Annotated in this window: 26 protein-coding genes and 1 pseudogene; 9 read left to right on the top strand and 18 right to left on the bottom strand. The window is 72.5% G+C overall.

Annotated elements, in window-relative coordinates; all coding sequences use genetic code 11:
• Window positions 1–2 precede the first annotated feature (2 nt).
• The 8 genes from ccmI to J5Y10_RS04050 form a co-directional block, all read right to left on the bottom strand.
• Complete coding sequence (ccmI, locus tag J5Y10_RS28700) at window positions 3–791, bottom strand: c-type cytochrome biogenesis protein CcmI (RefSeq protein WP_209370949.1); 789 nt, start codon at window positions 789–791, stop codon at window positions 3–5.
• On the bottom strand, window positions 788–1240 hold the full coding sequence (locus J5Y10_RS04020; protein WP_342452831.1) for a cytochrome c-type biogenesis protein: 453 nt from the start codon (window positions 1238–1240) through the stop codon (window positions 788–790). The genes ccmI and J5Y10_RS04020 overlap by 4 nt, the downstream gene beginning before the upstream one ends.
• Window positions 1237–1824 carry a DsbE family thiol:disulfide interchange protein gene (locus J5Y10_RS04025; RefSeq protein ID WP_342452832.1) on the bottom strand — a complete coding sequence of 196 codons (588 nt, stop codon included), beginning with the start codon at window positions 1822–1824 and terminating at the stop codon, window positions 1237–1239. The genes J5Y10_RS04020 and J5Y10_RS04025 overlap by 4 nt, the downstream gene beginning before the upstream one ends.
• Window positions 1821–3785: a heme lyase CcmF/NrfE family subunit gene (locus J5Y10_RS04030; protein ID WP_209370951.1), complete on the bottom strand. Its 1965-nt coding sequence runs from the start codon at window positions 3783–3785 to the stop codon at window positions 1821–1823. Before J5Y10_RS04030 ends, J5Y10_RS04025 begins: the two co-directional genes overlap by 4 nt.
• The gene (gene ccmE / locus J5Y10_RS04035) at window positions 3782–4339 is read right to left on the bottom strand and encodes a cytochrome c maturation protein CcmE (protein ID WP_209370953.1); all 558 of its coding nucleotides are present in this window, start codon (window positions 4337–4339) and stop codon (window positions 3782–3784) included. The genes J5Y10_RS04030 and ccmE overlap by 4 nt, the downstream gene beginning before the upstream one ends.
• Window positions 4336–4482 (bottom strand): hypothetical protein, encoded by a 147-nt coding sequence (locus J5Y10_RS04040; RefSeq protein WP_209370955.1) that lies wholly within the window; start codon window positions 4480–4482, stop codon window positions 4336–4338. The genes ccmE and J5Y10_RS04040 overlap by 4 nt, the downstream gene beginning before the upstream one ends.
• Complete coding sequence (locus J5Y10_RS04045; RefSeq protein WP_209370957.1) at window positions 4479–5273, bottom strand: heme ABC transporter permease; 795 nt, start codon at window positions 5271–5273, stop codon at window positions 4479–4481. The genes J5Y10_RS04040 and J5Y10_RS04045 overlap by 4 nt, the downstream gene beginning before the upstream one ends.
• Window positions 5274–5353: 80 nt before the next feature.
• Window positions 5354–6154 carry a DUF2189 domain-containing protein gene (locus J5Y10_RS04050; RefSeq protein WP_245214283.1) on the bottom strand — a complete coding sequence of 267 codons (801 nt, stop codon included), beginning with the start codon at window positions 6152–6154 and terminating at the stop codon, window positions 5354–5356.
• 278 nt (window positions 6155–6432) lie between these two features.
• On the opposite strand from J5Y10_RS04050, the gene J5Y10_RS04055 reads away from it, so the two are divergent.
• Window positions 6433–8517 carry a 3-hydroxyacyl-CoA dehydrogenase NAD-binding domain-containing protein gene (locus tag J5Y10_RS04055; protein WP_209370958.1) on the top strand — a complete coding sequence of 695 codons (2085 nt, stop codon included), beginning with the start codon at window positions 6433–6435 and terminating at the stop codon, window positions 8515–8517.
• On the top strand, window positions 8514–8954 hold the full coding sequence (locus J5Y10_RS27725) for a PaaI family thioesterase (RefSeq protein ID WP_209370959.1): 441 nt from the start codon (window positions 8514–8516) through the stop codon (window positions 8952–8954). Before J5Y10_RS04055 ends, J5Y10_RS27725 begins: the two co-directional genes overlap by 4 nt.
• A gap of 257 nt (window positions 8955–9211) precedes the next feature.
• On the opposite strand, the gene J5Y10_RS04065 is transcribed toward J5Y10_RS27725, so the two are convergent.
• Window positions 9212–9667 (bottom strand): SRPBCC family protein, encoded by a 456-nt coding sequence (locus tag J5Y10_RS04065; RefSeq protein ID WP_209370962.1) that lies wholly within the window; start codon window positions 9665–9667, stop codon window positions 9212–9214.
• A gap of 196 nt (window positions 9668–9863) precedes the next feature.
• On the opposite strand from J5Y10_RS04065, the gene J5Y10_RS04070 reads away from it, so the two are divergent.
• The 4 genes from J5Y10_RS04070 (at window position 9864) to J5Y10_RS04085 (ending at window position 14100) form a co-directional block, all read left to right on the top strand.
• Window positions 9864–12197, top strand: a complete 2334-nt coding sequence (locus J5Y10_RS04070) for a hybrid sensor histidine kinase/response regulator (protein WP_209370964.1) — start codon at window positions 9864–9866, stop codon at window positions 12195–12197.
• A gap of 120 nt (window positions 12198–12317) precedes the next feature.
• Window positions 12318–12746 (top strand): low affinity iron permease family protein, encoded by a 429-nt coding sequence (locus tag J5Y10_RS04075; RefSeq protein WP_209370966.1) that lies wholly within the window; start codon window positions 12318–12320, stop codon window positions 12744–12746.
• Between the two features lie 55 nt (window positions 12747–12801).
• Window positions 12802–13578, top strand: coding sequence for a transglycosylase SLT domain-containing protein (locus J5Y10_RS04080; RefSeq protein ID WP_245214284.1), 777 nt, complete (start codon window positions 12802–12804; stop codon window positions 13576–13578).
• A 57-nt stretch (window positions 13579–13635) separates the two neighbouring features.
• Window positions 13636–14100, top strand: a complete 465-nt coding sequence (locus J5Y10_RS04085) for a nuclear transport factor 2 family protein (RefSeq protein WP_209370968.1) — start codon at window positions 13636–13638, stop codon at window positions 14098–14100.
• A 48-nt stretch (window positions 14101–14148) separates the two neighbouring features.
• On the opposite strand, the gene J5Y10_RS04090 is transcribed toward J5Y10_RS04085, so the two are convergent.
• The 9 genes and pseudogenes from J5Y10_RS04090 to J5Y10_RS04130 form a co-directional block, all read right to left on the bottom strand.
• Window positions 14149–15546, bottom strand: a complete 1398-nt coding sequence (locus J5Y10_RS04090; protein ID WP_342452833.1) for a hypothetical protein — start codon at window positions 15544–15546, stop codon at window positions 14149–14151.
• Window positions 15537–15986 (bottom strand): molybdenum cofactor biosynthesis protein MoaE, encoded by a 450-nt coding sequence (locus J5Y10_RS04095; RefSeq protein WP_209370971.1) that lies wholly within the window; start codon window positions 15984–15986, stop codon window positions 15537–15539. The genes J5Y10_RS04090 and J5Y10_RS04095 overlap by 10 nt, the downstream gene beginning before the upstream one ends.
• Before the next feature lies 1 nt (window position 15987).
• A complete protein-coding gene (moaD, locus tag J5Y10_RS04100; RefSeq protein WP_245214285.1) occupies window positions 15988–16242 on the bottom strand; it encodes a molybdopterin converting factor subunit 1 in 255 nt (84 codons plus the stop codon).
• Entirely contained in the window at window positions 16239–16940 is a 702-nt protein-coding gene (locus J5Y10_RS04105) for a hypothetical protein (RefSeq protein ID WP_209370973.1), read from the bottom strand. The genes moaD and J5Y10_RS04105 overlap by 4 nt, the downstream gene beginning before the upstream one ends.
• A gap of 96 nt (window positions 16941–17036) precedes the next feature.
• On the bottom strand, window positions 17037–17654 hold the full coding sequence (gene pgsA / locus J5Y10_RS04110; protein WP_209370975.1) for a CDP-diacylglycerol--glycerol-3-phosphate 3-phosphatidyltransferase: 618 nt from the start codon (window positions 17652–17654) through the stop codon (window positions 17037–17039).
• 231 nt (window positions 17655–17885) lie between these two features.
• Window positions 17886–19892, bottom strand: a pseudogene (gene uvrC / locus J5Y10_RS04115) (excinuclease ABC subunit UvrC); the annotation flags it as partial.
• Window positions 19893–20214: 322 nt separating this feature from the next.
• Complete coding sequence (locus J5Y10_RS04120; protein WP_342452834.1) at window positions 20215–20616, bottom strand: dihydroneopterin aldolase; 402 nt, start codon at window positions 20614–20616, stop codon at window positions 20215–20217.
• Window positions 20617–21393, bottom strand: a complete 777-nt coding sequence (locus tag J5Y10_RS04125; RefSeq protein WP_209370980.1) for an SDR family oxidoreductase — start codon at window positions 21391–21393, stop codon at window positions 20617–20619.
• Window positions 21394–21433: 40 nt separating this feature from the next.
• Complete coding sequence (locus tag J5Y10_RS04130; protein ID WP_209370982.1) at window positions 21434–22366, bottom strand: LysR family transcriptional regulator; 933 nt, start codon at window positions 22364–22366, stop codon at window positions 21434–21436.
• A gap of 114 nt (window positions 22367–22480) precedes the next feature.
• On the opposite strand from J5Y10_RS04130, the gene J5Y10_RS04135 reads away from it, so the two are divergent.
• From J5Y10_RS04135 to J5Y10_RS04145, 3 genes are all read left to right on the top strand, one after another.
• Entirely contained in the window at window positions 22481–23653 is a 1173-nt protein-coding gene (locus tag J5Y10_RS04135) for an MFS transporter (RefSeq protein ID WP_209370984.1), read from the top strand.
• 61 nt (window positions 23654–23714) lie between these two features.
• Complete coding sequence (locus J5Y10_RS04140) at window positions 23715–24440, top strand: SDR family NAD(P)-dependent oxidoreductase (RefSeq protein WP_209370986.1); 726 nt, start codon at window positions 23715–23717, stop codon at window positions 24438–24440.
• Window positions 24437–25132 carry an SDR family NAD(P)-dependent oxidoreductase gene (locus J5Y10_RS04145; protein ID WP_209370988.1) on the top strand — a complete coding sequence of 232 codons (696 nt, stop codon included), beginning with the start codon at window positions 24437–24439 and terminating at the stop codon, window positions 25130–25132. Before J5Y10_RS04140 ends, J5Y10_RS04145 begins: the two co-directional genes overlap by 4 nt.
• Window positions 25133–25157: the final 25 nt, after the last annotated feature.

Here is a 25157-nt window from a genome sequence, read left to right on the forward strand (position 1 = left end):
ACTCATGGCAGCGACTGCATCCGTCTCTCCACCATGCCCTTCCAGGGCGCGCCATCCGGCGCCGTTGCCAGCAGCGCCTGCCACGCCGCCCGCGCCGCCGCCGGGCGCCCGGCCTGGGCCTCCACCTGCCCGGCGAGGAAGCGCAACCCGACATGGCCGGGCGCGCGGGGCAGGGCATCGGCCAGGAAGGCGGACGCCTCCTCAAGCTGCCCGGCCTCCAGCAGCACCTGCGCGCGCTGGGCGGCGAGATCGGGGTCGAAGCCGATCTTCAGCACCTCGCCATAGGCCGCCGCCGCCTCGGCCGGTCGCCCGCGGTTCCGCTCGGCCTCCGCCAGCAGCAGCCAGCCCTGGCGCGTCTGCGGGGCGCGGGGCGGCATGGATTGCAGGCGCGTCCGCAGTTCCGCCAGCAACGCCTCGTCCCGCGCCTCCGCGTCCCGCCGCTCCGCGAAGGTGGCGGATGGCATGGCGGGGAAGCCGTTGAGGAAATAGACGGCGAAGGCCAGCACCGGCACGGCCACCAGCCCCGCCAGCAGCGGCCCGCGCCCGCCCACCCGCGCCGGCGCGGCCTCCGGCACGGCCAGCAGCCGCCGCTGCACTTCCAGAAGCGCCGCCGCGTGCGCCGCCTCGTCCAGGCGGCCGGAAGCACGGTCCCGTTCCAGCTCCGCCATCTGCGCGCGGTACAGCGCGCGGTCCGCCGCCGCCCGATCCACCGCCTGGGCCGGGCGCAGGATGATCCAGGCCAGCGGCAGCAACGCCGCCGCCGCGAGAAGCCCCGAAAGGATCCAGGTCACGGCTCTCGCTCCAGCGACGCCAGCCGCGCGCGCTCCTCCGGGGAAAGTGGTGCCGGGCCCGCGCGCAGGGCAGATCGCCGGCGCGTCAGCACGATCCCCAGCCCGCCCCCGAGCAGCGCCAGCACCGGCAGCGCCCAGAGCGGCGCTGTTACCCAGTTGAAGGGGGGGCGCAGCAGGACGAAGTCGCCGTAGCGGTCGTGGATGTGGTTCACCACCGCCTCGTCGGACTCGCCGGAGGAGACCCGCTCCCGCACCAGCCGCCGCAGGTCGCGCGCCAGGTCGGCCTCGCTGTCCTCGATGGACTGGTTCTGGCAGACCATGCAGCGCAGCTCGCGCCCGATCGCCTCCGCGCGCGCCTCCTGCGCCGGGTCCGGCAGCATCTCGGAAGGGCGGCCCACGGCGAGCGCCAGGGACGGCACGAGCATCAGGGCGAGAAGAAGCGCCCTCACGCGTGCCGCCGCAGCAGCGGCTCCAGCTCGGCCGAAACCGTGTCCGGCGTCATCGGCCCGGCCCAGCGCCAGCGCACGATGCCGCCGCCGTCCACGAGATAGGTCTCCGGCACGCCGTAGAGCCCGTAGTCGATCCCCGCGCGCCCTTCTGCATCCACCACCAGGGCGGAGAAGGGGTTGCCGTGCTGTCGCAGGAAGCGCCCGGCCTCCGGCGCCTTGTCCTTGTAGTTCACGCCCAGCAGACGCACGCCCCGCGCCTGCAGGGCCATGAGCTGCGGGTGCTCGATCACGCAGGGCACGCACCAGGAGGCCCAGAAGTTCACCAGCACCGGACCGCCGGTTGCCAGCGCCTCCGGCTGGAAGCCCGGCGTCTCCACCCCTTCCAGCGGCGGCAGCGCGAGGCGCGGCGCCGGCTTGCCGAGAAGGGCTGAGGGCACGCCGCGCGGGTCGTAGGACCCGTCCTTCATCCCCCGCAGCATCGCCCAGAAGCCGATGCCGCCCGCGGCCGCCAGCCCCAGCGGCGCCCAGAGCAGGGCGCGGCGGGCCAGGGGGCGAGCGGTCGGGGAACCCTCCGCCCCGCTCACGCCTCTGCCTCCGCCGCCGCGCGCCGCCGCGCGGGTGCGCCGACGCGCGCCCTGCGATCGGAAAGGGAGATGCCCCCGCCCAGCGCCATCACCGCGCCGCCGAGCCAGATCCAGGGCGCCAGCGGGTTGTGGTGCAGGCGCAGCGTGGCCACGCCGTTCTCCTCCTCGCCCATCACGGCATAGAGGTCTGAGGCCCAGGTGGTGTGGATTGCCGCCTCGGTCGTCGTCTGGCGCGCCAGGGGGAAGTTGCGCCTCTCCGGCGTCAGCACCGTCACCACGGCGCCGTCGCGCAGCACCGTCACCGTCGCGCGCCGGGCGGTGAAGTTGGGCCCCACCACGTCCCCCACGCCGTCCAGCCGGAACTCGTAGCCCGCGAGCGGAACGCTCTGCCCCGGCCGAACATTGACCAGCGCCTGCGTCGCCAGCCCCATCCCGGCCATGCCGAGCAGGCTGATTCCGAACCCCGCATGCGCCACCGCCCCGCCCCAGGCCGCGCGCGGCAGCCCGCGGGCGCGGGCGAAAGCGGCGCGCGGGCGGGAGAAGAGGGCGATCCGCTCCGCAACATCGACGAAGGCCGCGAGGATGAGCCAGCACGCCGCGCCGAAGCCCAGCGCCGGCAGCACGGGCCGGCCCTGCACCAGCCAGACCAGCGCGATGACGCCCAGTGCGACCAGCGCCACCCACCAAAGCCTTTGCAGCACCGGCCAGGCCCGCGCGCGCTTCCACGCCATCAGCGGCCCCGCCGCCATCGCCAGGATCAGCGGCAGCGCCAGCGGGAAAACGGTGGCCTGGTAGAAGGGCGGGCCGACGGAGATCTTCGCCTTCAGCATCAGGTCCGCGAACATCGGGTACAGCGTGCCGGCCAGCACCACCGCCGCGACCGTGCAGAGAAGCAGGTTGTTCAGCACCAGCGCGCCCTCGCGCGACAGTGGCGCGAAGATCCCGGTGGGCATCAGCGCCGGGGCGCGCCACGCGAACAGCGCGAAAGCCCCGCCCACGGTGATGAACAGCAGCGCGAGGATGAACACGCCGCGCTCCGGATCATTGGCGAAGGCGTGCACGGAGTTCAGCACGCCGGAGCGCACGAGGAAGGTGCCGAGCAGCGACATGGAGAAGGCGAGGATCGCCAGGAAGATCGACCAGGTCTTCAGCGCCTCCCGCTTCTCCACGACGATGGCGGAGTGCAGCAGCGCGCAGCCGGCGAGCCAGGGCAGGAGCGAGGCGTTCTCCACCGGGTCCCAGAACCAGTAGCCGCCCCAGCCCAGCTCGTAATAGGCCCACCAGGAGCCGAGGGCGATGCCGAGGGTGAGGAAGGACCAGGAGGCCAGCGCCCAGGGCCGCACCCAGCGCCCCCAGGCCGCGTCCACCCGCCCCTCGATCAGCGCCGCGATGGCGAAGGCGAAGGTCACGGCCGTGCCGACATAGCCGAGGTAGAGAAGGGGAGGGTGGAAGGCGAGGCCGGGGTCCTGCAGCACGGGGTTCAGCCCCTGCCCATCCACCGCCGGCGGCCAGACCCGGGTGAAGGGGTTGGAGGTGGCGAGGATGAAGGCCAGGAACCCCACCGCGATCATCCCCAGGATCGCCAGCACCCGCGCCCGCAGCGCCCCCGGCAGCCCCCGCCCGAAGAGCGCGACCGCGCCGCCGCAGAGCGCGAGGATCAGCACCCAGAGCACCATGGAACCCTCATGGTTCCCCCAGGCGCCGGCGAGCTTGTAGAGCATGGGTTTGGCGGAGTGGCTGTTCTGCACCACGGCCGAGACGGTGGTGTCGTTCTCCGCGAAGGACCACAGCAGCGCGGCGAAGGCGGCCGCCACCGCGATCAGCACGCCCGTCGCCAGCCCGGCGCCCGCTGCCATCAGCCGCGCCTCGCCCCGCTGCGCGCCCACCAGCGGCAGCACGGACTGCGCGAGCGCGAGCGCGAGGGCCAGCGCCAGCGCGAAATGCCCGAGTTCTGGAATCATCCACCCGTCCTGGCGCCGGCCGGGGCCGGCTGCATCGTGTTCCAGCCGGAGGGCGGCGGCGCCGCGCCCTGGCTGGGGTTCCAGTGCCCGCTGCGCTCCAGCGCGTCTTTAACTTCGGGTGGCATGTAGGTCTCGTCGTGCCGCGCCAGCACCTCGGAGGCGGCGAAGGAGCCGTCCGGGAGCATCTTCCCCAGCGTCACCACGCCCTGCCCCTCGCGGAACAGGTCCGGCAGCACGCCGCGATAGGTCACGGCGATGGCGTGGGGGCCGTCCGTCACGCGGAAGCGCGCCTCCGTGCCGTCCCGCACCACGCTCCCGGCCTCCACCAGCCCACCCAGGCGGAAGGCCCGCCCGTCATGCCCCATCCCCGCGGCGATGTCGGAGGGGGAGCGGAAGAAGACGAGGTTGTCCTGGAAGGCCGTCAGCGCCAGCGCGGCCGCCATCCCCAGCCCCAGCCCGCAGAGCAGCAGCACCCAGAGCCGCCGCCGGCGCCGCGCAGCTGCCCGCCCGAGCCCGCCGGGCTTCGCGCCCCTGACCGCCGCCGCGCCGCTCATGCTGTTCCCCTCGGGGCGCGTTCCAGCTCAGCCAGGCGCCGCGCCGCCGAGCGGTGGCGCAGCACCGCGCCCAGCGCCAGCCCGCCGAAGCCGGCGGCCGCCAGCGCCCAGGCCACCGCCACGTTCCACAGGTGCGCGCTCATGCCACCACCACCTCGCCCGTCGTCCCCGGCCGGTCCGCCGCCCGCGCCCGCGCCATCTCCAGCGCCGCCACCCGCCGCTCCATCACCGCCGCCCGCACCCGCGCCAGCACCAGGGTCGCGAAGAGAAGGGTGAAGCCGATCGCGCAGGCCAGCAGCGGGCCGAGCATGGAGACGTGCAGCGAGGGCCCGCCCATCCGCGCCACGCTCGCCGGCTGGTGCAGCGTGTTCCACCAGTCCACGGAGAATTTCACGATCGGCAGGTTCACCACCCCCACCAGCGCCAGGATCGCCCCCATCCGCGCCCCGCGCTCCTCGTCCTCGAAGGCGCGGGTGATCGCGGCGTGGCCGACCCAGAGGAAGAACAGCACCAGCACGGAGGTCATCCGCGCATCCCAGGCCCACCAGGTGCCCCACATCGGCCGCCCCCAGAGGCTGCCGGTGGCCAGGCACAGCGCCGTGGCCACCGCGCCCACGGGCGAAAGCTCCCGCGCCGCGAGGTCCGCCAGCGGGTGCTTCCACACCAGCGCCAGCACGGAGGCGACGGCGAGGCCGGCATAGCCGGACATCGCCAGCCAGGCCATCGGCACGTGGACGTACATGATCCGCACCGTCTCCCCCTGCTGCCAATCGACCGGGGAGAGGAACAGCGCCCACCCCGCCGCCGGCAGCAGCACTGCCAGCGAGAGGCCCCAGAGCCAGGGCATCAGCCGGTTCGTCGCCCGCAGGAAGCGGCCGGGATTGGCGAAACGGTGCAGGATCGGCGCGGGTGCGGGGGACAGCGGGGGGCGCATCCCCGCCGTTCTAGACCTGTCCGGGCCGCGCTGGAACGCCCAGCCCGACCGGGACGGCCGCCGCCCCCTTCACCCCTCCGTCAGGCCACCACCTTCCGGTACAGGTGCCAGGTGGCGTGGCCGAGCACCGGCATCACCACCGCCAGCCCGACGAAGAGCGGCAGGGAGCCGAGGAAGAGCAGCCCGGCGACGATCGTGCCCCAGGCCGCCATCGGCACCGGATTGGCCACCACCGCTCGCAGCGAGGTGCGGATCGCCCCGCCCGCCCCAATGTCCCGCTCCAGCAGCAGCGGGACGGAGACGACGCTGATGGCCAGGGCCGCGACCGCGAAGCCGAGCCCGGCGAGGTTGCCGATCAGGATCAGGCGGTGCCCTTCCGCTGTCTGCAGCGCGGCCCATAGCTCGCTGAAGGAGCCGATCTCGGTCGGGCCGACGGTGCTGCGCCAGATCCAGAGGGCGCAGGCGATCCAGGCCACGAACAGGGCGAAGAGGACCACCCCAACCCCCAGGATCGAGCCGATCGCGGCCGAGCCGAAGACATCTATCCCGTTCCGCCAGCTCACCGGCAGGCCCTGCTCGCGCCTGCGGCTCATCTCGTACAGGCCGACCGCCGCGACGGGCCCCACCAGGGCGAAGCCCGCCGCCAGCGGCCAGAGGATCGGCAGCAGGTTGTTGCCGGAGGCGGCGAAGCCGAGGGTGAGCCCCATCACCGGATAGATGAGGCAGAGGAAGAAGAGCTGGGTCGGCACCTCCAGGAAGTCCCGCCAGCCCCGGGCCAGTGCATCCCCCAGGTCGGACAGGCCGATCCGGCGGATGGCGGGTTCCGCCAGGGTGGCGGATGCCGCCCCCGGCATGATGCTCTGCGATGTGGTTCGGGGCATTTTGGACAGTCCTCCGGCCTTCCGCGGCGCCATCGTCGCGGCGATCCCGCCGGGGCCTTGCCGGCCCCTGGAGGAATCCGACCCATGGCAACTGGCACTCCGCGAGCGGGCTGCTCAGGCCTCTCACGCAGGCGTGTTGTTCCGGATCGGCAACGCCCATCGGGGGTGGATCGGGCGGGGGCGCTTGACGCCCCGGCGCGGCGGCTCTTTCCTCGCCGGCATCGGACCGGAAGTTTTTTCGTGAAAACAGCGGTTTGAAGGGAAAAGGAGAGCCGTCCATGACTCAGCAGGAGCCGGTCACCAGCCGCGTCGAGGACGGGATCGCCGTCATCCGCATCGCCAATCCGCCGGTGAACGCGCTGAGCGCCGCCGTGCGCGGCGGGCTGAAGCGGGCCGCCGAGGCCGCCGCGGCCGATCCGGCGGTGCGCGCGATCGTGCTGGCGGCCGAGGGCAAGACCTTCATCGCCGGCGCCGACATCTCCGAATTCGGCAAGCCCCCGGTGCCGCCGAGCCTGCCGGAGACGATCGCCATCTTCGAATCCCTCTCCAAGCCCGTAGTCGCCGCCATCAACGGCGCGGCGCTGGGCGGCGGGCTAGAGGTGGCGCTGGGCTGCCATGCCCGCGTGGCCGCCCCTTCCGCGAAGCTGGGCCTGCCGGAGGTGACCCTCGGCATCCTGCCCGGCGCCGGTGGCACGCAGCGCCTGCCCCGCCTGATCGGCGCCGCGCCCGCCCTGAAGATCATGGCGGAGGGCAAGCCCATCTCCGCGAAGGAGGCCCAGGCGAACGGGCTGGTGGACGAGGTGGCGGAGGACGTGGTGGCCGCCGCCAGAGCCCTGGCGCTGAAGCTGGCCGGCGGAACCCTGCCGGCCGTGCCGAAGGATCGCACGAACCTTGGCGCGCGGGAGGCCTTTGAGGAGGCGGCCGCCGCCATCCTCAAGCGCAACCCGAACAACCCGAGCGTGGAGGCCTGCGCGGACGCCGTCCGCGCCTGCTTCGACAAGCCCTTCGAGGAGGGGCTGGCGGTGGAGCGCGCGCACTTCACCCGCCTGCGCGACGACCCCCGCAGCGCGGCCCTGCGCCACGTCTTCTTCGCCGAGCGCGCGGCTGCCCGCATTCCCGGCCTGCCCAAGGGCACCGGCGCCCGCCCAGTGGCGAAGGCCGCCGTGATCGGCGCGGGCACCATGGGCGGCGGCATCGCCATGTGCTTCGCCAATGCCGGCATCCCCGTGACGCTGATCGAGACGACCGAGGAGAACCTGCAGCGCGGGCTGGAGCGGGTGGAGGGCAACTACGCCACCTCCGTGAAGCGCGGCAGCTTGGCGGAGGACGCCAAGGCGAAGCGCATGGGCCTGATCGAGGGCAAGGTCGGCCTTGAGGCCGCCGCGGATGCCGACCTCGTGGTGGAGGCCGTCTTCGAGGAGATGGGGCTGAAGAAGGAGATCTTCGGCAAGCTCCAGGAGATCGCCAAGCCCGGCGCCATCCTCGCCACCAACACCTCCTACCTCGACGTGGACGAGATCGCCGCCTCGACCTCCCGCCCCGCCGACGTTCTGGGCATGCACTTCTTCTCCCCGGCCAACGTGATGAAGCTGCTGGAGGTGGTGCGCGCGAAGGAGACGGCGCCGGACGCGCTGGCCACCGCCATGGAGATCGGCCGCAAGCTGGCGAAGGTGCCGGTCGTCTCGGGCGTCTGCTACGGCTTCATCGGCAACCGCATGCTGGCCCGCCGCACCGCCCAGGCCGAGCGCCTGCTGCTGGAAGGCGCGCTGCCGCAGGACGTGGACAAGGCCCTGACGGATTTCGGCTTCCGCATGGGGCCGTTTGCTATGTCGGACCTGGCGGGGATCGACGTGTCCTGGCGCATCCGCAAGGCCATGAACCTGAAGACCGCGCCCGTGGCCGATGCCCTGGCCGAGGCGGGCCGCTTCGGCCAGAAGACCAAGCGCGGCTTCTACGACTACTCCGCCGATGGCCGCACCGGCGCGCCGGACCCGGAGGTGGCGGCGCTGATCGAGCGCATCTCCGCCGAGCGCGGCATCACGCGCCGCCCCATCCCGCAGGAGGAGATCCTGCAGCGCCTCCTCTTCCCCATGATCAACGAGGGCGCGCGGATCCTCGGCGAAGGGATCGCCGCGCGCGCGGGCGACATCGACACCGTCTGGCTCAACGGCTACGGCTGGCCGTCCTGGACCGGCGGCCCGATGTTCTACGCGGACAGCGTGGGCCTGCCGAAGATCGTCGCCCGCCTGCGCGAGTTCGCTGCCGCCTCCGGCGACACGAACCTGGAGCCCGCCGCCCTGCTGCTCCGCCTGGCACATGAGGGCAGCAGCTTCACCGCGCTGGACGAGAAGGCCGCGGCGTGAGCTTCGACCCGGAAGCGGCGGGCTGGTCCCGCCGCCCGCCGGTGGGCTTCTCCGGCCACACCGGGCCCTATTGGTCCCGTCCGGACGGGGATGGCTGGGCCTACGGCCTTCTCGTGGAGAAGCACCACCTGAACGGGCACGGCATCACCCATGGCGGGTTGCTGATGACGATGCTGGACAACACGATGGGCCTTACCGCCTGGAACGCGACCGGCCAGAAGCCCTCCGTCACCATGCAGCTCAACACCCACTTCGTCGCCGCCGCCCATCCCGGCGAGTTCCTGGAAGCTCGGGGCGAGGTGGTGCGCCTGGCCAAGTCCGTGATCTTCCTGCGCGGGCAACTCACGGTCGGCGATCGGCTGGTGGCGGCCGCGGACGGGATCTGGAAGGTGCTGGCAGCGCGTCCCGGACCGAAGCCGGAGGGCGATCCGGCCTGATTCTTTCGGTGGTGGTCTGTCCCGGGGAGAGGAAGAAAGAATTCTTCCGCTCCCCGGACCTCACCATCATCTTTTTCTGCGAGCTGGAGACATCCCGGTGACGGCGCCTCGGGGCCGAGACCCGAGCGGACGACAAAGGCCGGGAAGCAGAGACACCCTCTCAGGCCGGCGCGGCGCCATCCAGAAGGGGATCCAAGGGCCTCAGTCCCTTGGCGGGGGTCCAGGGGGCTGGGCCCCCTGGGGCCACCCGCGTCCCCTCACCGCCGCGGCGTGCCGCTGTGTTCCGGATCGGCCGCAATCTCCCGATCCGCTTCCTCCACCGCCTCCTTGGAGACGACGCCGGGCGTGTGCATGTCCGGGTCGCCGCCATCGACCGCCTCGGTGTGGCTCTTGATGCTCCGCAGGGCGTTGCCGGCGTTGGTGGGCGCGTCGTCCGGGCTTTCCTCCTCGGCCGGCGCCTCGTGCGGGCGCCCGCCCTCCTCAAAGGTGAGAGAGATGTCGGCCACCTGGCCTTCGCCGGAAACCTCGATCCGGCCGGCAGGGTCCGTGGTCCAGCGGATGGTGCGGCTGCCCTTGTCGGCGGTCATCCCGGCATCGGGCAGAACGTCTGCCTCGTGCCGCAGATGCGCGAACCAGTGGCGCACGTTCTTCGGGTCCGACAGCCAGGCGAAAAGCCGGTCCGGGCTGACGTGGACGGTGATCTTGGCGTGCATGGGTCCCTCCGAGTTCAAAGGCCTATCGCCCGGGCCCATGGCGGGGTTTCGCGGCGGGCCGGGCAAGGCTCCGGCGGAGGGGCGGAAGGTCGGCCCTTGAACACCTTCGGGAAGCCGGTCATCTGTCGCCGTCACCCGGCGTACCGGGGTTGCGCGAGGACGAATCGAACGTGAACCACGCCCCCATGGGCCGGCCGTGGACTTGAGCCCCGCCGAGGACAAAGGCGCCGAGGGCCGCGGGCTGCGGGATGCCCTGGCCGCCGCCGGGATCCTCGCCTCCTGGGACTGGGACGTGGCGGAGCGGCGGATCACCGGGGATGCCCGCTTTGCCACCCTGGTCGGGGTATCGGCGGAGCAGGCGGCCCGCGGCGTTCCGCCCTCCGCCTTCTTCAACGCCATCCATCCGGAGGACCGCACCCGCATCCGCTTGGCCGTGGGCGCGATCCTGCGCGGGGCGGAGCTGCTGTCCCGGGAATGCCGCGTCATCGTGCCCGGCCTGGGGCTGCGCTGGGTCCATGCTCGCGGCCGGCGCTATCCTGACGAGGCGGGCGGCCCGGGCCACTTCCTCGGCACGCTGGTGGACGTCACCGACCAGAAGCGGGTGGAGGAACGCCTCCGCATCGCGCAGACCGCGGGCGGGATCGGCACCTTCGAGTACATGCCGGGCTTCGCCACCGCCGCCGTGTCGGACCAGTTCTGCCAGTTGCTGGGCCTGCGCCCGGCGGCGGACCTGCCGGTGAGGACGGTGAACGCCGTGGTGCATCCCGGCGACCCGGCGGTGATCGACGAGGCCGCCCTGCCGGTGCCCGGCACGGCGGAGGAGGTGGAGTTCCGCATCGCGCGGGCCGATACGGGGGAGACGCGCTGGCTCAAGCGGCGGGGCGAGTACCTGCGGGACGCCGAGACGGCGGGCCTGCGCTTCAGCGGCGTGATCTATGACATCACCGGCACCAAGCGGACGGAGGCGCAGCTCCGCGCCCTGAACGAGGGGCTGGAGGCCGAGGTCGCGGCCCGCACCGCGGACCGCAACCGCCTCTGGCGTCTCTCGGCCGACATCATGCTTGTCGCGCGGCCGGAGGGAACGATCGTGGCGGTCAACCCGGCCTGGCACGCCACGCTGGGCTGGCGGGAGGAGGAGCTGGTCGGCCGCAGCGTGCTCGAACTGATCCACCCCGACGACGCGGCGGGCGGGCGGGAGCGGCTGGGCCGGCTCTCCGGGGACGGCCCGGTGATGCGGGTTGAGGACCGCTACCGCCACAAGGACGGGCGCTGGCGCTGGATCGACTGGTCCGCCGCTTATGGCGAGGGGCTGATCAGCGCCGTCGGCCGTGACGTGACGGAGGAGCGGGAGCGGGTGGAGGCGCTGCGGCAGGCCGAGGAGGCGCTGCGGCAGAGTCAGAAGATGGAGGCGGTGGGCCAGCTGACCGGCGGCATCGCGCACGACTTCAACAATCTCCTCACCGGCATCGTGGGATCGTTGGAGCTGCTGCGCACCCGCATCGCCCAGGGCCGCTTCGGGCAGGTGGAGCGCTACGTGGTCGCCGCCCAGGGGGCCGCGGACCGGGCGGCGGCGCTGACGCACCGGCTGCTGGCCTTCTCCCGCCGGCAGACGCTGGACCCCAAGCCCACCGGGGCCAACCGGCTGATCCAGGGGATGGAGGAGCTGATCCGTCGCACCATGGGCCCGGCCATCGAGGTGGAGACGGTGCTCGCCGTCGGCCTCTGGCCCACCCTCTGCGATCCCCACCAGCTGGAGAACGCCATCCTCAACCTGGCGATCAACGCGCGGGACGCGATGCCCGGCGGAGGGCGGCTGACGATCGAGACGGCGAATTCCTGGATCGACGACCGCGCGGCGCGGGAGCGCGACATGACGCCGGGCCAGTACGTGACGCTCTGCGTGACCGATACCGGCACGGGCATGCCGCCCGAGGTGGTGGCCCGCGCCTTCGACCCCTTCTTCACCACCAAGCCCGTGGGCCAGGGCACGGGGCTTGGCCTGTCCATGATCTATGGCTTCGCCCGCCAGTCCGGCGGTCAGGTGCGGATCTACTCGGAGCTCGGCCAGGGCACGACGATGCGTCTGTACCTACCGCGCCACTGGGGCGAGGTTGAGGAACAGGAGGCCGCCTCGCACGGCGTCCCGCCCCGCGCCGGACGCGGCGAGACGGTGCTGGTGGTGGACGACGAGCCCACCGTGCGGATGCTGGTGATGGAGGTTCTGGAGGAGCTGGGCTACGCCGCGCTGGAGGCCTCGGATGGCACCTCCGCGCTGAAGGTCCTGCGCTCCGATTCACGGCTGGACCTGCTGATCACCGATGTCGGCCTGCCCGGGGGGATGAACGGCCGCCAGGTGGCCGATGCGGCGCGGGAGTTGCGGCCGGGGCTGCGCGTGCTGTTCATCACCGGTTACGCGGAGAACGCGGCCATCGGCAACGGCCACCTCGCCCCCGGCATGCACGTGCTGACCAAGCCCTTCCCGATGAAGGTGCTGGCCACGCGCATCAAAGCCATCATTGAGGGGGGGTGAGCCTCAGAGTTAACAAATGGTTAAAATAACGGTCACTTGGCAGCCGTCATGCCTTGCGCGGCATTGATGCGGACAGGGCTGGATTTCCGGCCCGGTCAACCAGGCCGGCAGACCGTTCCCATGACCTTCTCCAAGGTGTTCAACGACGTGTCCAGCCGCGTGGCCCAGGCCACCGGCCGGCCAGCGACCTTCATGATCTGCGTCGGCATCGTCGTGCTCTGGGCATTCTCCGGGCCCTTGTTCGGCTTCTCCGACACCTGGCAGCTCATCATCAACACCGGCACGACCATCGTGACCTTCTTGATGGTCTTCCTGATCCAGAACACCCAGAACCGGGACGGCGCGGCCATTCAGGCGAAGCTGGACGAGCTGATCCGCACCAGCGCGGCCGGCAACGCCTTTATCGGCATCGAGCACCTGACGGAGGAGGAGCTCGACCGGATCCGCGCCACCTGCGAGCAGCGCGCCCGGGCGAGCGAGGCGGCGGACAACGCGGAGGACAAGGCCAACCGCCGCGCGGTCGCAGCCGCCGACGCCGCCACCAGCTGATCCCGGCTAAACCCGGTTCCAGCTTGACCCGATTCCAGCTTGACCCGATTCCAGCTTGACCGGCGCGCCCGCGGGGCCGACCTCCGCCCCCATGCGCCGCGCGCCCCTTCTCGCCCTGCTGGGCGCCGCCCTTCTTGCCCCCCTGGGCGCCATGGCCCAGCCATTGCCCCCGGCGGATGACTGGTCGGCCTGCCGTCGCGCCATCGCGGCCGTGGAGCCCGGCGCCGGCATCCCGCCCGGCCTGCTGGGCGCCATCGCCCTGGTGGAAAGTGGGCGCGCCGCCCCCTCCGGGCGGCCAGAACCCTGGCCCTGGACCTGGAACGCGGAGGGGGAGGGGTATTCCGCCCCCAGCAAGGCCGCCGCGGTCGCCGCCGTGGCCGCGCTGCAGGCGCGCGGTGTCCGCTCCATCGACGTGGGCTGCATGCAGGTGAACCTGATGTACCACCCCGGCGCCTTCGCGAACCTGGACGCCGCCTTCGACCCCGTCACCAACGCCCGCTATGCCGCCCGCTTCCTGAACAGCCTGCGCGGCAGCACGGGGGAATGGGGGGACGCCATCGGCCGCTACCATTCCGGGGAGGCGGAGCGGGGCGCCGCCTATAATCGCCGGGTCGCGCTGGCCCAGCTCGGCGTGGCCTGGGGCCGGGGCGGGGCCGTGGCTCTGCCGCCCATGGCCGGCCTGGCCGGGCTCTGCGCCCCCGGCCTGCGGCCGGCCCTGCTGATCGGAGGCCCGGCGGAGGCCCGCCGTTTCATGCGGCCGGGCGTGAGCCGCCCGGTGCCGCTGCCCCGGGTGCGGAACCCCAGGCCGCGCATGGCCTGCCTGCGGCGGTAGCCTTCGCCCGCACCGGTGGGCAAAATGCTGGCTGACCGGTTCGGAAAGGTCCCCCCCATGTCCCGCCCGCCCCTGCCGCCCTTCACGGACGAGACCGCCGCCGAGAAAGCTCGCATGGCGGAGGACGCCTGGAACAGCCGCGACCCCGAGCGCGTGGCGCTGGCCTATACGCCCGACAGCCGTTGGCGGAACCGCGCGGAATTCGTCCTTGGCCATGCGGAGATCGTCGCCTTCCTGCGTCGCAAATGGGTCCGGGAACTGGACTACCGGCTGATCAAGGAGGTCTGGGCGCATCAGGGGAACCGCATCGCCGTGCGCTTCGCCTATGAATGGCACGACGACAGCGGCGGGTGGTTCCGCTCCTACGGGAACGAGAACTGGGAGTTTGACGAGGCCGGGCTGATGCGCCGGCGGATCGCCTCCATCAACGACCTGCCGATCGAGGAGGCCAACCGGATGTTCCGCTGGCCTCTCGGCCGCCGCCCCGACAACCATCCCGGCCTGAGCGAGCTCGGGCTGTAGCCGTCCCGGGCCTATTGCCCGAGCGGCCTGTGAACGGCGCCGGCGGGGTCAGCCGGCCTCGTGCCGCGATGCTTTCGCGCCGGCCCGCATCGCCAGCAGGATCGCCCCGGCCACCAGCAGCCAGGCCAGGCGCGCCCCGTAGCGGTCATGCGGCCCGCTCAGCGCCCCCGTGGCGAAGGCATTGGCGAGGAGGCCGACGCCGATCCCCAGCGCCAGGCCGAGCACGGCCCGGTCCCGTCGCCCGCGCCAGCCCAGCACGGCCAGCGCCAGAGCCGAGAGCACGAGCAGCGGCCCCTGCACCCAGAGCAGGGGCGCGACCATGCCAGGCAGTACCCCGCGCCACTGCGCCCCGGCCTCGAAGCGGGCCGCCTCCGCCGGGCCGAACTTCCCGACCAGCTCCGCCATACCGACCCCGGGGTGCCGGCGCTCCAGCGTGTCGCCGACCCGGTTCGAGACGAGCTGCGCCAGCGTGTCCTTCACGGCATCCCAGGCCACGGCCAGGGGCTCGCGCCGGACCGTCTCCCGGATGATCGCGCCCGCTTCCGGGGCCAGGCTGCGGCCACCGAAGGCGCGGGGCCTGCCGTTCTCGTCCGTGTTGATGGGGCTGCTGGGCTCCCAGAGCAGGATGTCGCTCGGCAGGAGGTCGCGCGGGCAGGTCTGGAGACGGCAGGCCTCCGGGCCGTAGGGTTCCAGCCGCCCCTTGAAGGCGCAGAGGGCCCAGCCCGCCTCCGGGCAGCGCGCCTCGATGGTGCGGATCGCCGGCCCGTTCGCCACCAGCCGCGCCATCAGGAAGGTAGCGCCGTGGGGGGAGAGGGAGACGCGCCCATGCCCCACAGCATTGGTGACGAGCAGCAGCGCAGCGGCCAGGGCCAGCGGAACCGCCACCCGCCCCGCCGCGCGCCAGCCGGCGAGGAGCGACGCCACCGCCAGCGCCCCGAGCATCGGCAGGTGGGAAAGATGCGCCGCCGTGCCGAGAGCCACGAGCAGCGCCACCCAGGCGGCCTCCCCGCGGGACAGCGCCGCGCGGCCGAAGCCGAGCAGCAGGGCGCCGAGCAGCACGGCCGGGGTGAACACGTCCGGCATGACGATGGAGACGGAGAAGGGCACCGCCGTCAGCGCCGCGACGACGAGGAGGAGCAGCAGGTGCCGCCCCGGCGAGGCTCCGCCGCCGAAGGCCCGCAGCGCCAGCCAGAGCAGGTGCGAGAGCATCAGCCCCTGCGCGATCACCACGGGCCAGAGCAGGCGGTGCCAGTGCAGGGGGAAGATCAGCGGGCCGTAGATCCACGGCTTGTCCCAGATCATCCAGGGCCCGAGCGTCTGGTGCAGGAAGGCGGCGGAATCGCTGAAGAGCAGCGGATAGCCGTTGAGGAAGGCGGGCCAGCACAGCATCAGCCCGCCGGCCAGGATGGAGAGGGCGGCTTTCAGCCCCGATCCCCTCAGCCCCACTCCCGGGTGCGGGCCGCGTCCTCCTCGCGCGCGGCCACCCAGCGCTCCGTGCCGCCCGCGAATTCCTCCCGCTTCCAGAAGGGGGCGTGGGTCTTCAGCCAGTCGATCAGGAAGGCGCAGGCCTCCAGCGCCGCCACGCGGTGGCGGCTGGCCGCCAGGACCAGCACGATGCCCTCGCCCGGCAGGATGCGGCCGACGCGGTGGATCACGGTGCAGCCCGTCAGCGGCCAGCGCTCCCCAGCCTTGGCCACGATGCCGGCGATGGCCCGCTCCGTCATGCCGGGGTAGTGCTCCAGCACCAGGGCCTCCAGCCCGTCATCGGCGCGGCAAAGGCCGAGGAAGCTGGCGATCCCGCCGACATCCACCCGCCCGGCGGAAAGGGCGGCGGTCTCGGCGGAGAGGTCGAAGGGTGCCTCCTGCACGCGAATGGTCGGGTCCATCTCAGCCACCCGTCACCGGGGGGAAGAAGGCCACCTCGTCCCCGGGCTTCACCGGGTGGTCCGGGCCGCAGAACTCCTGGTTCACGGCCATCCGCACCTGGGCCGGGGCCGCGAAGGCCGAGGCATGGCCGGGCGAACGGCCGGAAAGCCAGCGCATCAGCCCGCCGAGGTCGTGTACCTCCGCCGGGGGGGAGACCTCCTCCTCCCCCGTGCCGGTGCGCTGGCGCAGCCAGGCGAAGTAGAGGACGCGGATCAAGGCGTCGGCACCACCTGAACCGAGCCGTCCGGCGCGAAGAGGGTCGTGGTATTGCCCTGGCGGATGGCCGTGCCCGTGCCCACGCCCGGCTGGGTATAGGAACCGATATTCCCGGTGCTGTTGCCGATGGTGGCGGGCGGCCCGCCCGGCACGCCGAGGGTGGAGCCCTGCACCCGCGGCGGCGGCGGGGCGGGATAGGCGCCACCCGGCACGCCGGCGCGCGGCACGGGCGGCGGATCGAGCGGCGGCAGGGCCGGATCGCTGCTGCCCCGCCGGCGCGGCGTCACGGTGCCGGGCACGGGCGCGCGGGGATTGGGCGCGACCTCCGGCGCCACGGCCGGGCCGGGCTCCGTGGCGTTCGGCGCCCGGCCGATCGGTGCGGGGCCGCGCTGCTGCCGCGCCCGCTCCAGCGCCTCGGAGGGCTCGCGCTCCCGCGGGGGCACGGTGGCGGCATCCGGGTTCTGCAGGGTGGCGCGCGGCGCCTCCTCCGCCGGCCAGACATTCCCCGGTTCCGGGAGAAGGGGCGGCACCTCGATCGCCGTGCCCATCACGCGGCGCACGGTCAGGCTGTCCGGGGCGCCGATCGGGTCCGTGCGGCCGAACGGGGCCATGTCGATGTCGCCGAGGCCGAAGCAGCCGCCGAGGAGCAGCGCCAGCGGCAGGCCGGCCATCATGCGGCCGGTGCGAAGGCGGTTCATGGTTGATACCCTTTCCGGCCGGCCCGCCGCTTCGGGGGCCGTCCGCGTGTTCCGTTGAGTCGTTGGGGCCAGGATGCCCCTCCGCCGCGCCGGTTTCTACCCGGCCCGCCCGCCTTCCTGCCGCGCCGGACCGCGGGAGAGATCCTCGGCGGCCGCATGGCGCATCCCCGCGGTCATGTAGTCCCACCCCGTCAGCAGGGTCAGCGCCGCCGCCACCCAGAGGCCCGCCTCGCCCAGCCAGGAGATCGGCAGGAAGCCCAGTCCGATGGCGGATGCCCCGCTATCCCCCGCCACGATGGTGCCGATGGCGCCCATCTGGAAGCCGGTCTTCCACTTGGCCAGCTTCGTCACGGGCAGGCCGATCCGCAGCCCCGCCAGGTATTCCCGCAGGCCGGAGACGAGGATTTCACGCAGCAGCACGACGATCGCCGGCAATAGGCCGAGGGGGGAGAGCCGGTCCATCCCCGCCAGCAGCATCAGGGCGGCGCCGACCAGCAGCTTGTCCGCGATCGGGTCCAGCATTCGCCCGAAGGCGGTGTGCGCGCCCCGCTCCCGCGCGATCTTGCCGTCGAAATAATCGGTGATGGCGGCGGCGGAGAAGACCGCGCAGGCCAGGATGTCGCCCACCGGCGTGCGGAGGAACATCAGCACCACCAGCAGCGGAATCGCCGCGATGCGGGAGAGCGTCAGCAGGTTCGGCAGGTCGGTGGGCATCCGCGTCTCCTTGGCCGAAGCCCTACCCCAAATTAACGCCGGGGGAAACGCGGGGCGGGATCATCCCTCCACCTCGTGCCCCGCCGCGTCGGCGGCGAGAGGCGGGGAAGGGGGCTCCTCCGCCACCGCATCCGGCACCGCACCCGGTACCGCATCGGGCGCCTCCGCGATCGCGTCCAAGGCGGCCGCCTTCCGCCTGCCGCCGCGCGGCCGCAAGGGCTCAAGTGGGCCGGTGGTGCCGGGGTGGAAGTGCTCGTAGATGCGCTTCGCGACGGAGGGGCCGATCCCCGGGGTGTTCTGCAGGTCCTCCAGCGCCGCGTTCCGCACGCCGCGGGCCGAGCCGAAGTGGTTCAGCAGCGCCCGCTTGATGGCGGTGCCGACGCCGGGGATGTCGTCCAGCTCGCTCTTCACCAGGGATTTGGAGCGCCCGGCGCGGTGGGTGGTGATGGCGAATCGGTGCGCCTCGTCCCGCAGGCGCTGCAGGTAGTAGAGGACGGGGTCGCGCGGCGGCAGCTGGATGGGGTCATGCCCCGTGCGGTGGAACCACTCGCGCCCGGCATCGCGGTCCGGGCCCTTGGCCACGGCTACTAGGGGGATGTCGTGAATCCCCATCTCCGTCAGGATCTCCCGCGCCGCGTTCAGCTGGCCCAGGCCGCCGTCGATCAGCACCAGGTCGGGCCAGGTGTCGCTCTCCCGCTCCGGGTCCTCCTTCAGGGCGCGGCCGAAGCGGCGCTCGAAGACCTCGCGCATCATCGCGAAGTCGTCGCCGCCCCTTGGGCCGCCCGTGGACTTCAGAGCGGTGCGGCCGGCGGCGTCGTGGGCCAGGGCGGCCACGTCCTCGCCCGCCAGGGGCTCGGTTCCCGTCGCGTCGGCGGGCTCGCGGCCCTTCGCGGGTACCACCCCTTCGCCCCGGATGGAGAACTTGCGGTAGGCGTTCTTCAGGAAGCCCGAGGGCCCGGCCACCACCATCACCCCATAGGCGTTGGTGCCCTGGATATGGGAGTTGTCGTAGATCTCGATCCGCTCCGGCGTGGAGGACAGGTCGAAGATCTTCGCCACGCCTTCCAGCAGCTCGCCCTGGGCCGCGCCCTCCGCCAGCTTGCGCTCCAGCGCCTCCCGCGCATTGGTCTGGGCGTGCTCCACGGCGGATCGCTTGTCGCCGCGCTTGGGGTGGTGGACCTCCACCCTGCGGTCACCGCGGAGGGAGAGCGCCTCGGCCACCAGCGCCGCTTCGGGCAATTCATGGGAGACGAGGACCAGGGGCGGTGGCGGCAGGTCGTCGTAGAGCTGGCCGAGGAATGCGGTGACCACCTCCGCTGGCTCGGCATCCGCCCGCATCCCGCTCAGGAAGAAGGGCCGGTTGCCGTTGTTGCGGCCGCCGCGGAAGAAGAAGACCTGCACGCAGGCCTGGCCGGCGGCCATGTGCAGCGCCACCACGTCGGCGTCGCCCACATTCTCCATGTTGATGCGGTCGCGGCCCTGCACATGGGTCAGGCCGCGGATGCGGTCCCGGATGGCCGCCGCGCGCTCGAACTCCAGCCGTTCCGCCGCCTCCTCCATCTCCTTCGCCAGCCGCTTCTGAATGGAGGGGGTCTCGCCGGAGAGGAACTGCGTGGCCTCCTTCACAAGCTCCCCGTACTCCTCCTTCGAGACGCGCTCGACGCAGGGGGCGGAGCAGCGGCGGATCTGGTGGAGCAGGCAGGGGCGGGAGCGGTTGTCGAAGACCGTGTCCCGGCAGGAGCGCAGGAGGAAGACGCGCTGCAGGGCGGTGAGGGTCTGGTTGACCGCCCAGGCCGAGGCGAAGGGGCCCCAGTAGGACGCGCCCTTGCGCCGTTCCCCCCGGTGCTTGGAAATCTGGGGGTAAGGATGATCTTCCGTGATCACCAGCCACGGGTAGGACTTATCATCCCGCAGCACGATGTTGTAGCGCGGCCGCAGCCGCTTGATGAGGTTGGCCTCCAGCAGCAGCGCCTCGGCCTCGGAGGCGGTGGTGATCACCTCCAGGTGCCGTGTCTCGAAGACCATGCGCTTCAGCCGGTCCGGCAGCTTGTGGACCTGGGTATAGGCATAGACGCGCTTCTTCAGGCTGCGCGCCTTGCCGACATAGAGCGCGTCCCCCTTGGCATCGAGCATGCGGTAGACGCCGGGGGAGAAGGGCAGGGTGAGGAGCGCCCGCTCGATCACCTCACGCCCCTCCATGGGGGCCAGGGGGGTGGTCTGCTCGTTGGAGAAGGCCATCAGGCTTGTTTCCGTTGGGTTTCTCGGGCCGCGCTCGAGGTTGTCCCCGACTCCTGTGGATAACCCTGTGGAGGAGAGGGCGTGGGGGTTGCAAAGGCCAAGGCGGATAAGGGCTCCCCACGCGCCTGCCCAATTTTGAAGCAGTGATGTAAACCATTGATTCTTATAGAGCTAGGATAGTTTCCGGGTTTCATGCTTCGTTCACATTGACCTCGCGGAGACGTTTCGCCAGCCCCTTTGACCGATCTTTTCGGCCGGGGGATGGTCTGCCCTCACTTCGGCGCGATACCATTGACAAAGTCGGAGTTGTGACGGTTCCGAGTCAGTTCCGGCGCCTTTCGACGCTGACCCCCACCGCGCCCACATGGGGCAGGATGTCCGGCTTCTCCACCGTCACCCGGGCGGACACCACCCTGGAATCCTCCAGGCAGGCCACGGCGATCCGCTCCGCCAGGGTCTCCGCCAGGCGGGTATGGCCTGTGGTCGCCACCAGCCGCGCCTTCTCCGCCGCGGCCCCGTAGTCCACCACCCGCTCCAGCCGGTCCGGGCCCACCCCGGCGGGGGCGGACTCGTCCCGCACCAGCAGTTCAATCCCGATCACCACGCGCTGGGGCACCACCTCCTTCGGCAGCACCCCTAGCCGCGCCTCCACCGTCAGGTCGCGCACGAAGACGCGGCGCAGGCCGCGCTCGGCGTCCGGAACATAGGCCGTCATTCCTGGCATCTACTCTTCTGGCCCCCCCTGGGCACGGCCGGGCGACCACTGGAGGTGCTGGCCGCCGTCGAGGGCGACCATCTGCCCCGTCATGGCCGGCAGGGAAAGGATGGCCAGCACCGCCTGGGCCACTTCCTCCGGGCTGGACCCGTGGCGCAGGGGCGTGCTCTCGCACTGGGCGCGGAACTGGGCCTCAGTCTGGCGGGTGCTGGCGATGGTAGGGCCGGGGCCGATGCCGTTCACCCGGATGCGGGGCGCCAGCGCCAGCGCCATAGTCCGGGTCAGCGCCCAGAGCCCGGCCTTGGTGACGGTATAGGAGACGAAATGCGGAGTGAGGGACAGCACGCGCTGGTCCAGCATGTTCACCACCGCGCCTTCCGCCCCGTCCGGCAGGGCCAGCGCCATGGCCTGGGTCAGCACGAAGGGGGCGCGGAGGTTCGGGCCCATATGGGCGTCCCAACTCTCCCGCGTGGCCGTGTCCCACTCGTCCCGCTCGAAGAGGGAGGCGTTGTTCACCAGCACGCCGACCGGGCCGAGCTTCGCGGTGGCGTCGGGGATGAGGCTCTCCACCTCCTCCTCCCGCCCCAGATCGGCGCGCAGCGTCGCGGCGCGGCGACCGAGGGCGCGGATCTCCCCAGCCGTGGCTTCGGCCTCCTCCGCGCTCCCGTGGTAGTGCAGCGCGATATCGAAGCCCGCCCCGGCCAGGGCGAGGGAGATGGCGCGGCCGATGCGCCTGGCGCCGCCCGTGACGAGGGCCGTTCTGGGAATGGCGTCGGGGATACTCATGCGCCACCGCAGATAAGGTGCGCAGCGCCGCTCGGCGAGGTCAGACCGGCGCCCCGCCCCCGATATCGCCGCGGATGCGGACGCGCGCCGCTAGGAAGTCGAGCAGGGCCCGCACCCGCGCCGGCATCGGCCCGGCACCCCCGGCATGCACGGCGTGGAAGGCCTCCAGGTCGCCGGTATTCGCCTCCTCCAGCACCGGCAGCAGGCGGCCGGCGGCGATGTCCTCCCGGACGCAGAAAGCAGCCAGCCGCACCAGTCCTGCCCCGGCCAGGGCGAGCCGGCGCAGGCCCTCGCCATCGCTGGCGCGCAGCCGCCCGGCCACCTTCACCGCGATCCGGCGGCCATCCTCCATCAGCGGCCAGTCCTGGATGACGCGGGCGTAGCCGAAGCCCAACAGCTCATGCCCGGCCAGATCCGCCGGGCGGCGGGGCAACCCGCGGGCGGCGAGGTAGGCGGGAGCGCCGACGATCACCAGCCGGGTCTCGCCCAGCTTTCGGGCGCGCAGGCGGGATTCGGGCATGGGCCCGGCGCGGATGGCCACGTCCACCCGCGCCTCCACCAGATCGATCACCCGGTCCGTCAGCACGAGGTCCAGGCGGATGGCGGGGTGGGTGGCCAGGAATTCCGGTAGCACCGGCGCCAGGAGGTGGTTGTTGACCGTGGCGCTGGTGTTCACCCGGATCAGCCCCGCCGGGACCTCCCCCGCGGCTGCCGCGCGCTCCGCCTCCTCCATCTCCGCGAGGATCCGCACCGTGCGCTCGTGGAAGGCCTGGCCTTCCGGCGTCAGGGCGAATTGCCGGGTGGAGCGCTGCACGAGGCGGGCGCCCAGCCGTCCCTCCAGCCGAGCCACGAGTTTGCTCACGGCCGAAGGCGTCAGCCCCAGCGCGCGCGCCGCGGCCGAGAAGCCGCTTTCCTCCACCACGCGCGCGAAGACCTCCATCTCCGCGGCACGGTTCACCTCTGCTCGGGGCATGTGAATTCGCGTCACAGGTGATTTGCCTGTCGGTAGTCTATGGCACGGGGGCGGGGGCGTCCATCTGGCCCGGCGAACGGCCGGCCCGGTGCCGGCCACGCAGGGATCCTTGCAATGCCTCTCGCCCTCTACGCGCTGACGGTCGGTGCCTTCGGCATCGGTGTCACCGAATTCGTCATCATGGGACTGTTGGTGGAGGTGGGGGCCGATCTCGACGTCTCCCTCGCCTCCGCAGGCCTCCTCATCTCCGGCTACGCGCTCGGCGTCGTGGTCGGGGCGCCGATCCTGACCACCCTCACGGCACGCCTGCCGAGGAAGGCCACGCTGCTGGGGCTGATGGTGATCTTCACGGTCGGCAACCTCGCCTGCGCCCTGGCGCCGGACTACGCCACGCTGATGGCCGCCCGGATCCTGACGGCCTTCGCCCACGGCACCTTTTTCGGCGTGGGATCGGTGGTCGCCACCGGGCTGGTGGCGCCGGACCGGCGCGCATCGGCCATCGCCACCATGTTCACGGGGCTGACGGTGGCCAATATTCTCGGCGTGCCCGCCGGCACCTGGCTGGGGCAGCAGCTGGGCTGGCGTGCCACCTTCTGGGCCGTGACGGTCGTCGGCCTCGCCGCCATCGCGGTCATCGCCCGCTTCATCCCGAAGGAGGACGGGGCACCGGAGCCCTCCGACTGGCGGGCGGACATGCGGGCCATGGCGCGCGGGCCGGTGCTGCTGGCGCTGCTGACCACCGTGCTCGGCTTCGGCGGGGTCTTCGCGGTCTTCACCTATATCGCGCCGATGCTGACGCAGCTGGCGGGGTTCAGCGACGCGGCGGTCTCGCCCATCCTCCTCGTCCTCGGGGCCGGGCTGGTGGTGGGGAATATCGTGGGCGGGCGGGTGGCGGACCGAAACCTGCCGCTGGCCCTGCTCGGGTCGCTCACGGCGCTGGCCGTGGTGCTGGCGGCGATGGCGCCGGCCATGCACAGCCAGGCCGCGACGATCGTGGTTGCCGCCCTGCTCGGTGCGGCGGGCTTCGCCACCGTAGCACCGCTGCAGATCTGGGTGCTGCGGAAGGCGGACGGGGCGGGGCAGAGCCTGGCCTCCAGCCTCAACATCGCGGCCTTCAACCTCGGCAACGCTCTCGGCGCCTATGCCGGGGGGCTGGCGATCGACCATGGGCTCGGCCTCGGCGCGCTGCCCTTGGTGGCGCTGGCCTTCCCGATCGCCGCCATCCTCGTCGCCGCGCCCGCACTGCTGCGGGAACGGCAGCCCGCCATCGCGGTGAGCGGCGACTGACCCGGCCTTGACGCCTCCCCCGCCCGCACCGCTCCATCGCGGCAGGAATGGGGGAGGCGGCATGACGGGGATCCGGCAGACGGGGCTGGAGGGCAAGCGCGCCCTCGTCACCGGCCATCGCGGCGGCATCGGCGCGGCCGTGGTGGCCGTGCTGGAGACCAGCGGGGCGATCGTGGAAGGGCTGGACCGGCCGGAGCACGATTTGCTGGACATCCCCTCGATCGCCGCCGCCGTGGAGGCCGCCGCGGCCCGGATGGGCGGGCTGGACCTGCTGGTGAACAATGCCGGGGACACGATCATCGGCACGCTGCTGGACACGCCGCTGGCCGAGGCCGAGCGGATCATGCGGATCAACTGGCTGGCGCCTTTCGCCGTGATGCAGGCCGCGCTGCCACACCTGCTGAAATGCGGAGGGGCGGTCGTGAACATCGCCTCCGACCAGGCGCTGATCGGCAAGCCCGCCAGCGCCGCCTACGGCGCCTCCAAGGCCGCGCTGGCGCAGATGACGCGATCGGCGGCGCTGGACTTCGCGGCCAGGGGCGTGCGCTTCAACGCCATAGCGCCGGGCAGCACGGATACGGCCATGCTGCGCGCCGTGCTGGCCGACCTGGCCGCGCGCGGAGGCGGCGGGGCTGCCAGCGACGACGTCTATACTGAGGCGGTGCCGCAGCGCCGCTTCGCCCATCCGCGGGAGATCGCGGCGGTGGTAGCCTTCCTTCTCTCGGATCATGCCAGCTTCGTCACGGGCATCGTTATGCCCGTGGATGGCGGGACCACCGCCGCATGAGCGCGGTGCTGGTCACCGGCGGCACGCGCGGCATCGGGCTGGCCTGCGCGAGGCTGCTGGCGGGGCAGGGCAGGGCGGTGATCGCTGCCGCCCGGCGTGCGCCGGAGGAGAGGCTGCCGGATGGCGTGCGGTTCATCCCCTGCGACGTGGCCGATCCCGCCTCCGTCCGCGCCCTGTTCGGTGCCGCCGGGCCGATCGGCGCCGCGGTCCTGGCCGCCGGCGTCGCCGGGGGCGATCCACCGCAGCCGGACGAGGAGCACTGGCGCCGCATCATGGCCTCCAACCTCGACGGCGCCTGGCGCTGTGCGGAGGCGGCTGCGGCCGTGCTGCCGGACGGGCAGGGGCGGATCGTGCTCCTCGCCTCCGTGCTCGGGCTGCGCGCGGTGCCGGACCAGGTGGCCTATTCCGCCGCCAAGCACGGGGTGATCGGGCTGATGAAGGGGCTGGCCCTGCGCCTCGCCCCGCGCGGGATCACGGTGAACGCCCTCTGCCCGGGCTGGGTGGAGACGGACATGGCCCGCGCCCGCTGGCGGGAACTGGGGATGGATGCCGAAGCCGCCGCTGCCGGCACGCCCACCCGTCGGATCACGGAGGCGGAGGAGGTGGCGGCGATGGCGGCCTATCTGCTTTCCCCGGCCGCGCGCAACGTGACGGGGCAGGCCATCGGAATCGATGGCGGGGCCAGCCTCTGAGGCGGCTATCCCGCAGATTGCCAGT

Source organism: Roseomonas indoligenes, from assembly GCF_017813365.1.
Taxonomy (GTDB): domain Bacteria; phylum Pseudomonadota; class Alphaproteobacteria; order Acetobacterales; family Acetobacteraceae; genus Roseomonas; species Roseomonas indoligenes.

Bases quoted from the DNA above. Each gene is read 5' to 3' on its own strand.
- J5Y10_RS04105 (WP_209370973.1), bottom strand. From the start codon at position 16,940: ATGAACCGCCTTCGCACCGGCCGCATGATGGCCGGCCTGCCGCTGGCG.
- J5Y10_RS04130 (WP_209370982.1), bottom strand. From the start codon at position 22,366: ATGCCCCGAGCAGAGGTGAACCGTGCCGCGGAGATGGAGGTCTTCGCG.
- J5Y10_RS04075 (WP_209370966.1), top strand. From the start codon at position 12,318: ATGACCTTCTCCAAGGTGTTCAACGACGTGTCCAGCCGCGTGGCCCAG.
- J5Y10_RS04085 (WP_209370968.1), top strand. From the start codon at position 13,636: ATGTCCCGCCCGCCCCTGCCGCCCTTCACGGACGAGACCGCCGCCGAG.
- J5Y10_RS04065 (WP_209370962.1), bottom strand. From the start codon at position 9,667: ATGCACGCCAAGATCACCGTCCACGTCAGCCCGGACCGGCTTTTCGCC.
- J5Y10_RS04095 (WP_209370971.1), bottom strand. From the start codon at position 15,986: ATGGACCCGACCATTCGCGTGCAGGAGGCACCCTTCGACCTCTCCGCC.
- pgsA (WP_209370975.1), bottom strand. From the start codon at position 17,654: ATGCCCACCGACCTGCCGAACCTGCTGACGCTCTCCCGCATCGCGGCG.
- J5Y10_RS04145 (WP_209370988.1), top strand. From the start codon at position 24,437: ATGAGCGCGGTGCTGGTCACCGGCGGCACGCGCGGCATCGGGCTGGCC.
- J5Y10_RS04135 (WP_209370984.1), top strand. From the start codon at position 22,481: ATGCCTCTCGCCCTCTACGCGCTGACGGTCGGTGCCTTCGGCATCGGT.
- J5Y10_RS04040 (WP_209370955.1), bottom strand. From the start codon at position 4,482: ATGAGCGCGCACCTGTGGAACGTGGCGGTGGCCTGGGCGCTGGCGGCC.
- J5Y10_RS04030 (WP_209370951.1), bottom strand. From the start codon at position 3,785: ATGATTCCAGAACTCGGGCATTTCGCGCTGGCGCTGGCCCTCGCGCTC.
- J5Y10_RS04120 (WP_342452834.1), bottom strand. From the start codon at position 20,616: ATGCCAGGAATGACGGCCTATGTTCCGGACGCCGAGCGCGGCCTGCGC.
- J5Y10_RS04050 (WP_245214283.1), bottom strand. From the start codon at position 6,154: ATGCCCCGAACCACATCGCAGAGCATCATGCCGGGGGCGGCATCCGCC.
- J5Y10_RS04045 (WP_209370957.1), bottom strand. From the start codon at position 5,273: ATGCGCCCCCCGCTGTCCCCCGCACCCGCGCCGATCCTGCACCGTTTC.
- ccmE (WP_209370953.1), bottom strand. From the start codon at position 4,339: ATGAGCGGCGCGGCGGCGGTCAGGGGCGCGAAGCCCGGCGGGCTCGGG.
- J5Y10_RS04140 (WP_209370986.1), top strand. From the start codon at position 23,715: ATGACGGGGATCCGGCAGACGGGGCTGGAGGGCAAGCGCGCCCTCGTC.
- J5Y10_RS04055 (WP_209370958.1), top strand. From the start codon at position 6,433: ATGACTCAGCAGGAGCCGGTCACCAGCCGCGTCGAGGACGGGATCGCC.
- J5Y10_RS04125 (WP_209370980.1), bottom strand. From the start codon at position 21,393: ATGAGTATCCCCGACGCCATTCCCAGAACGGCCCTCGTCACGGGCGGC.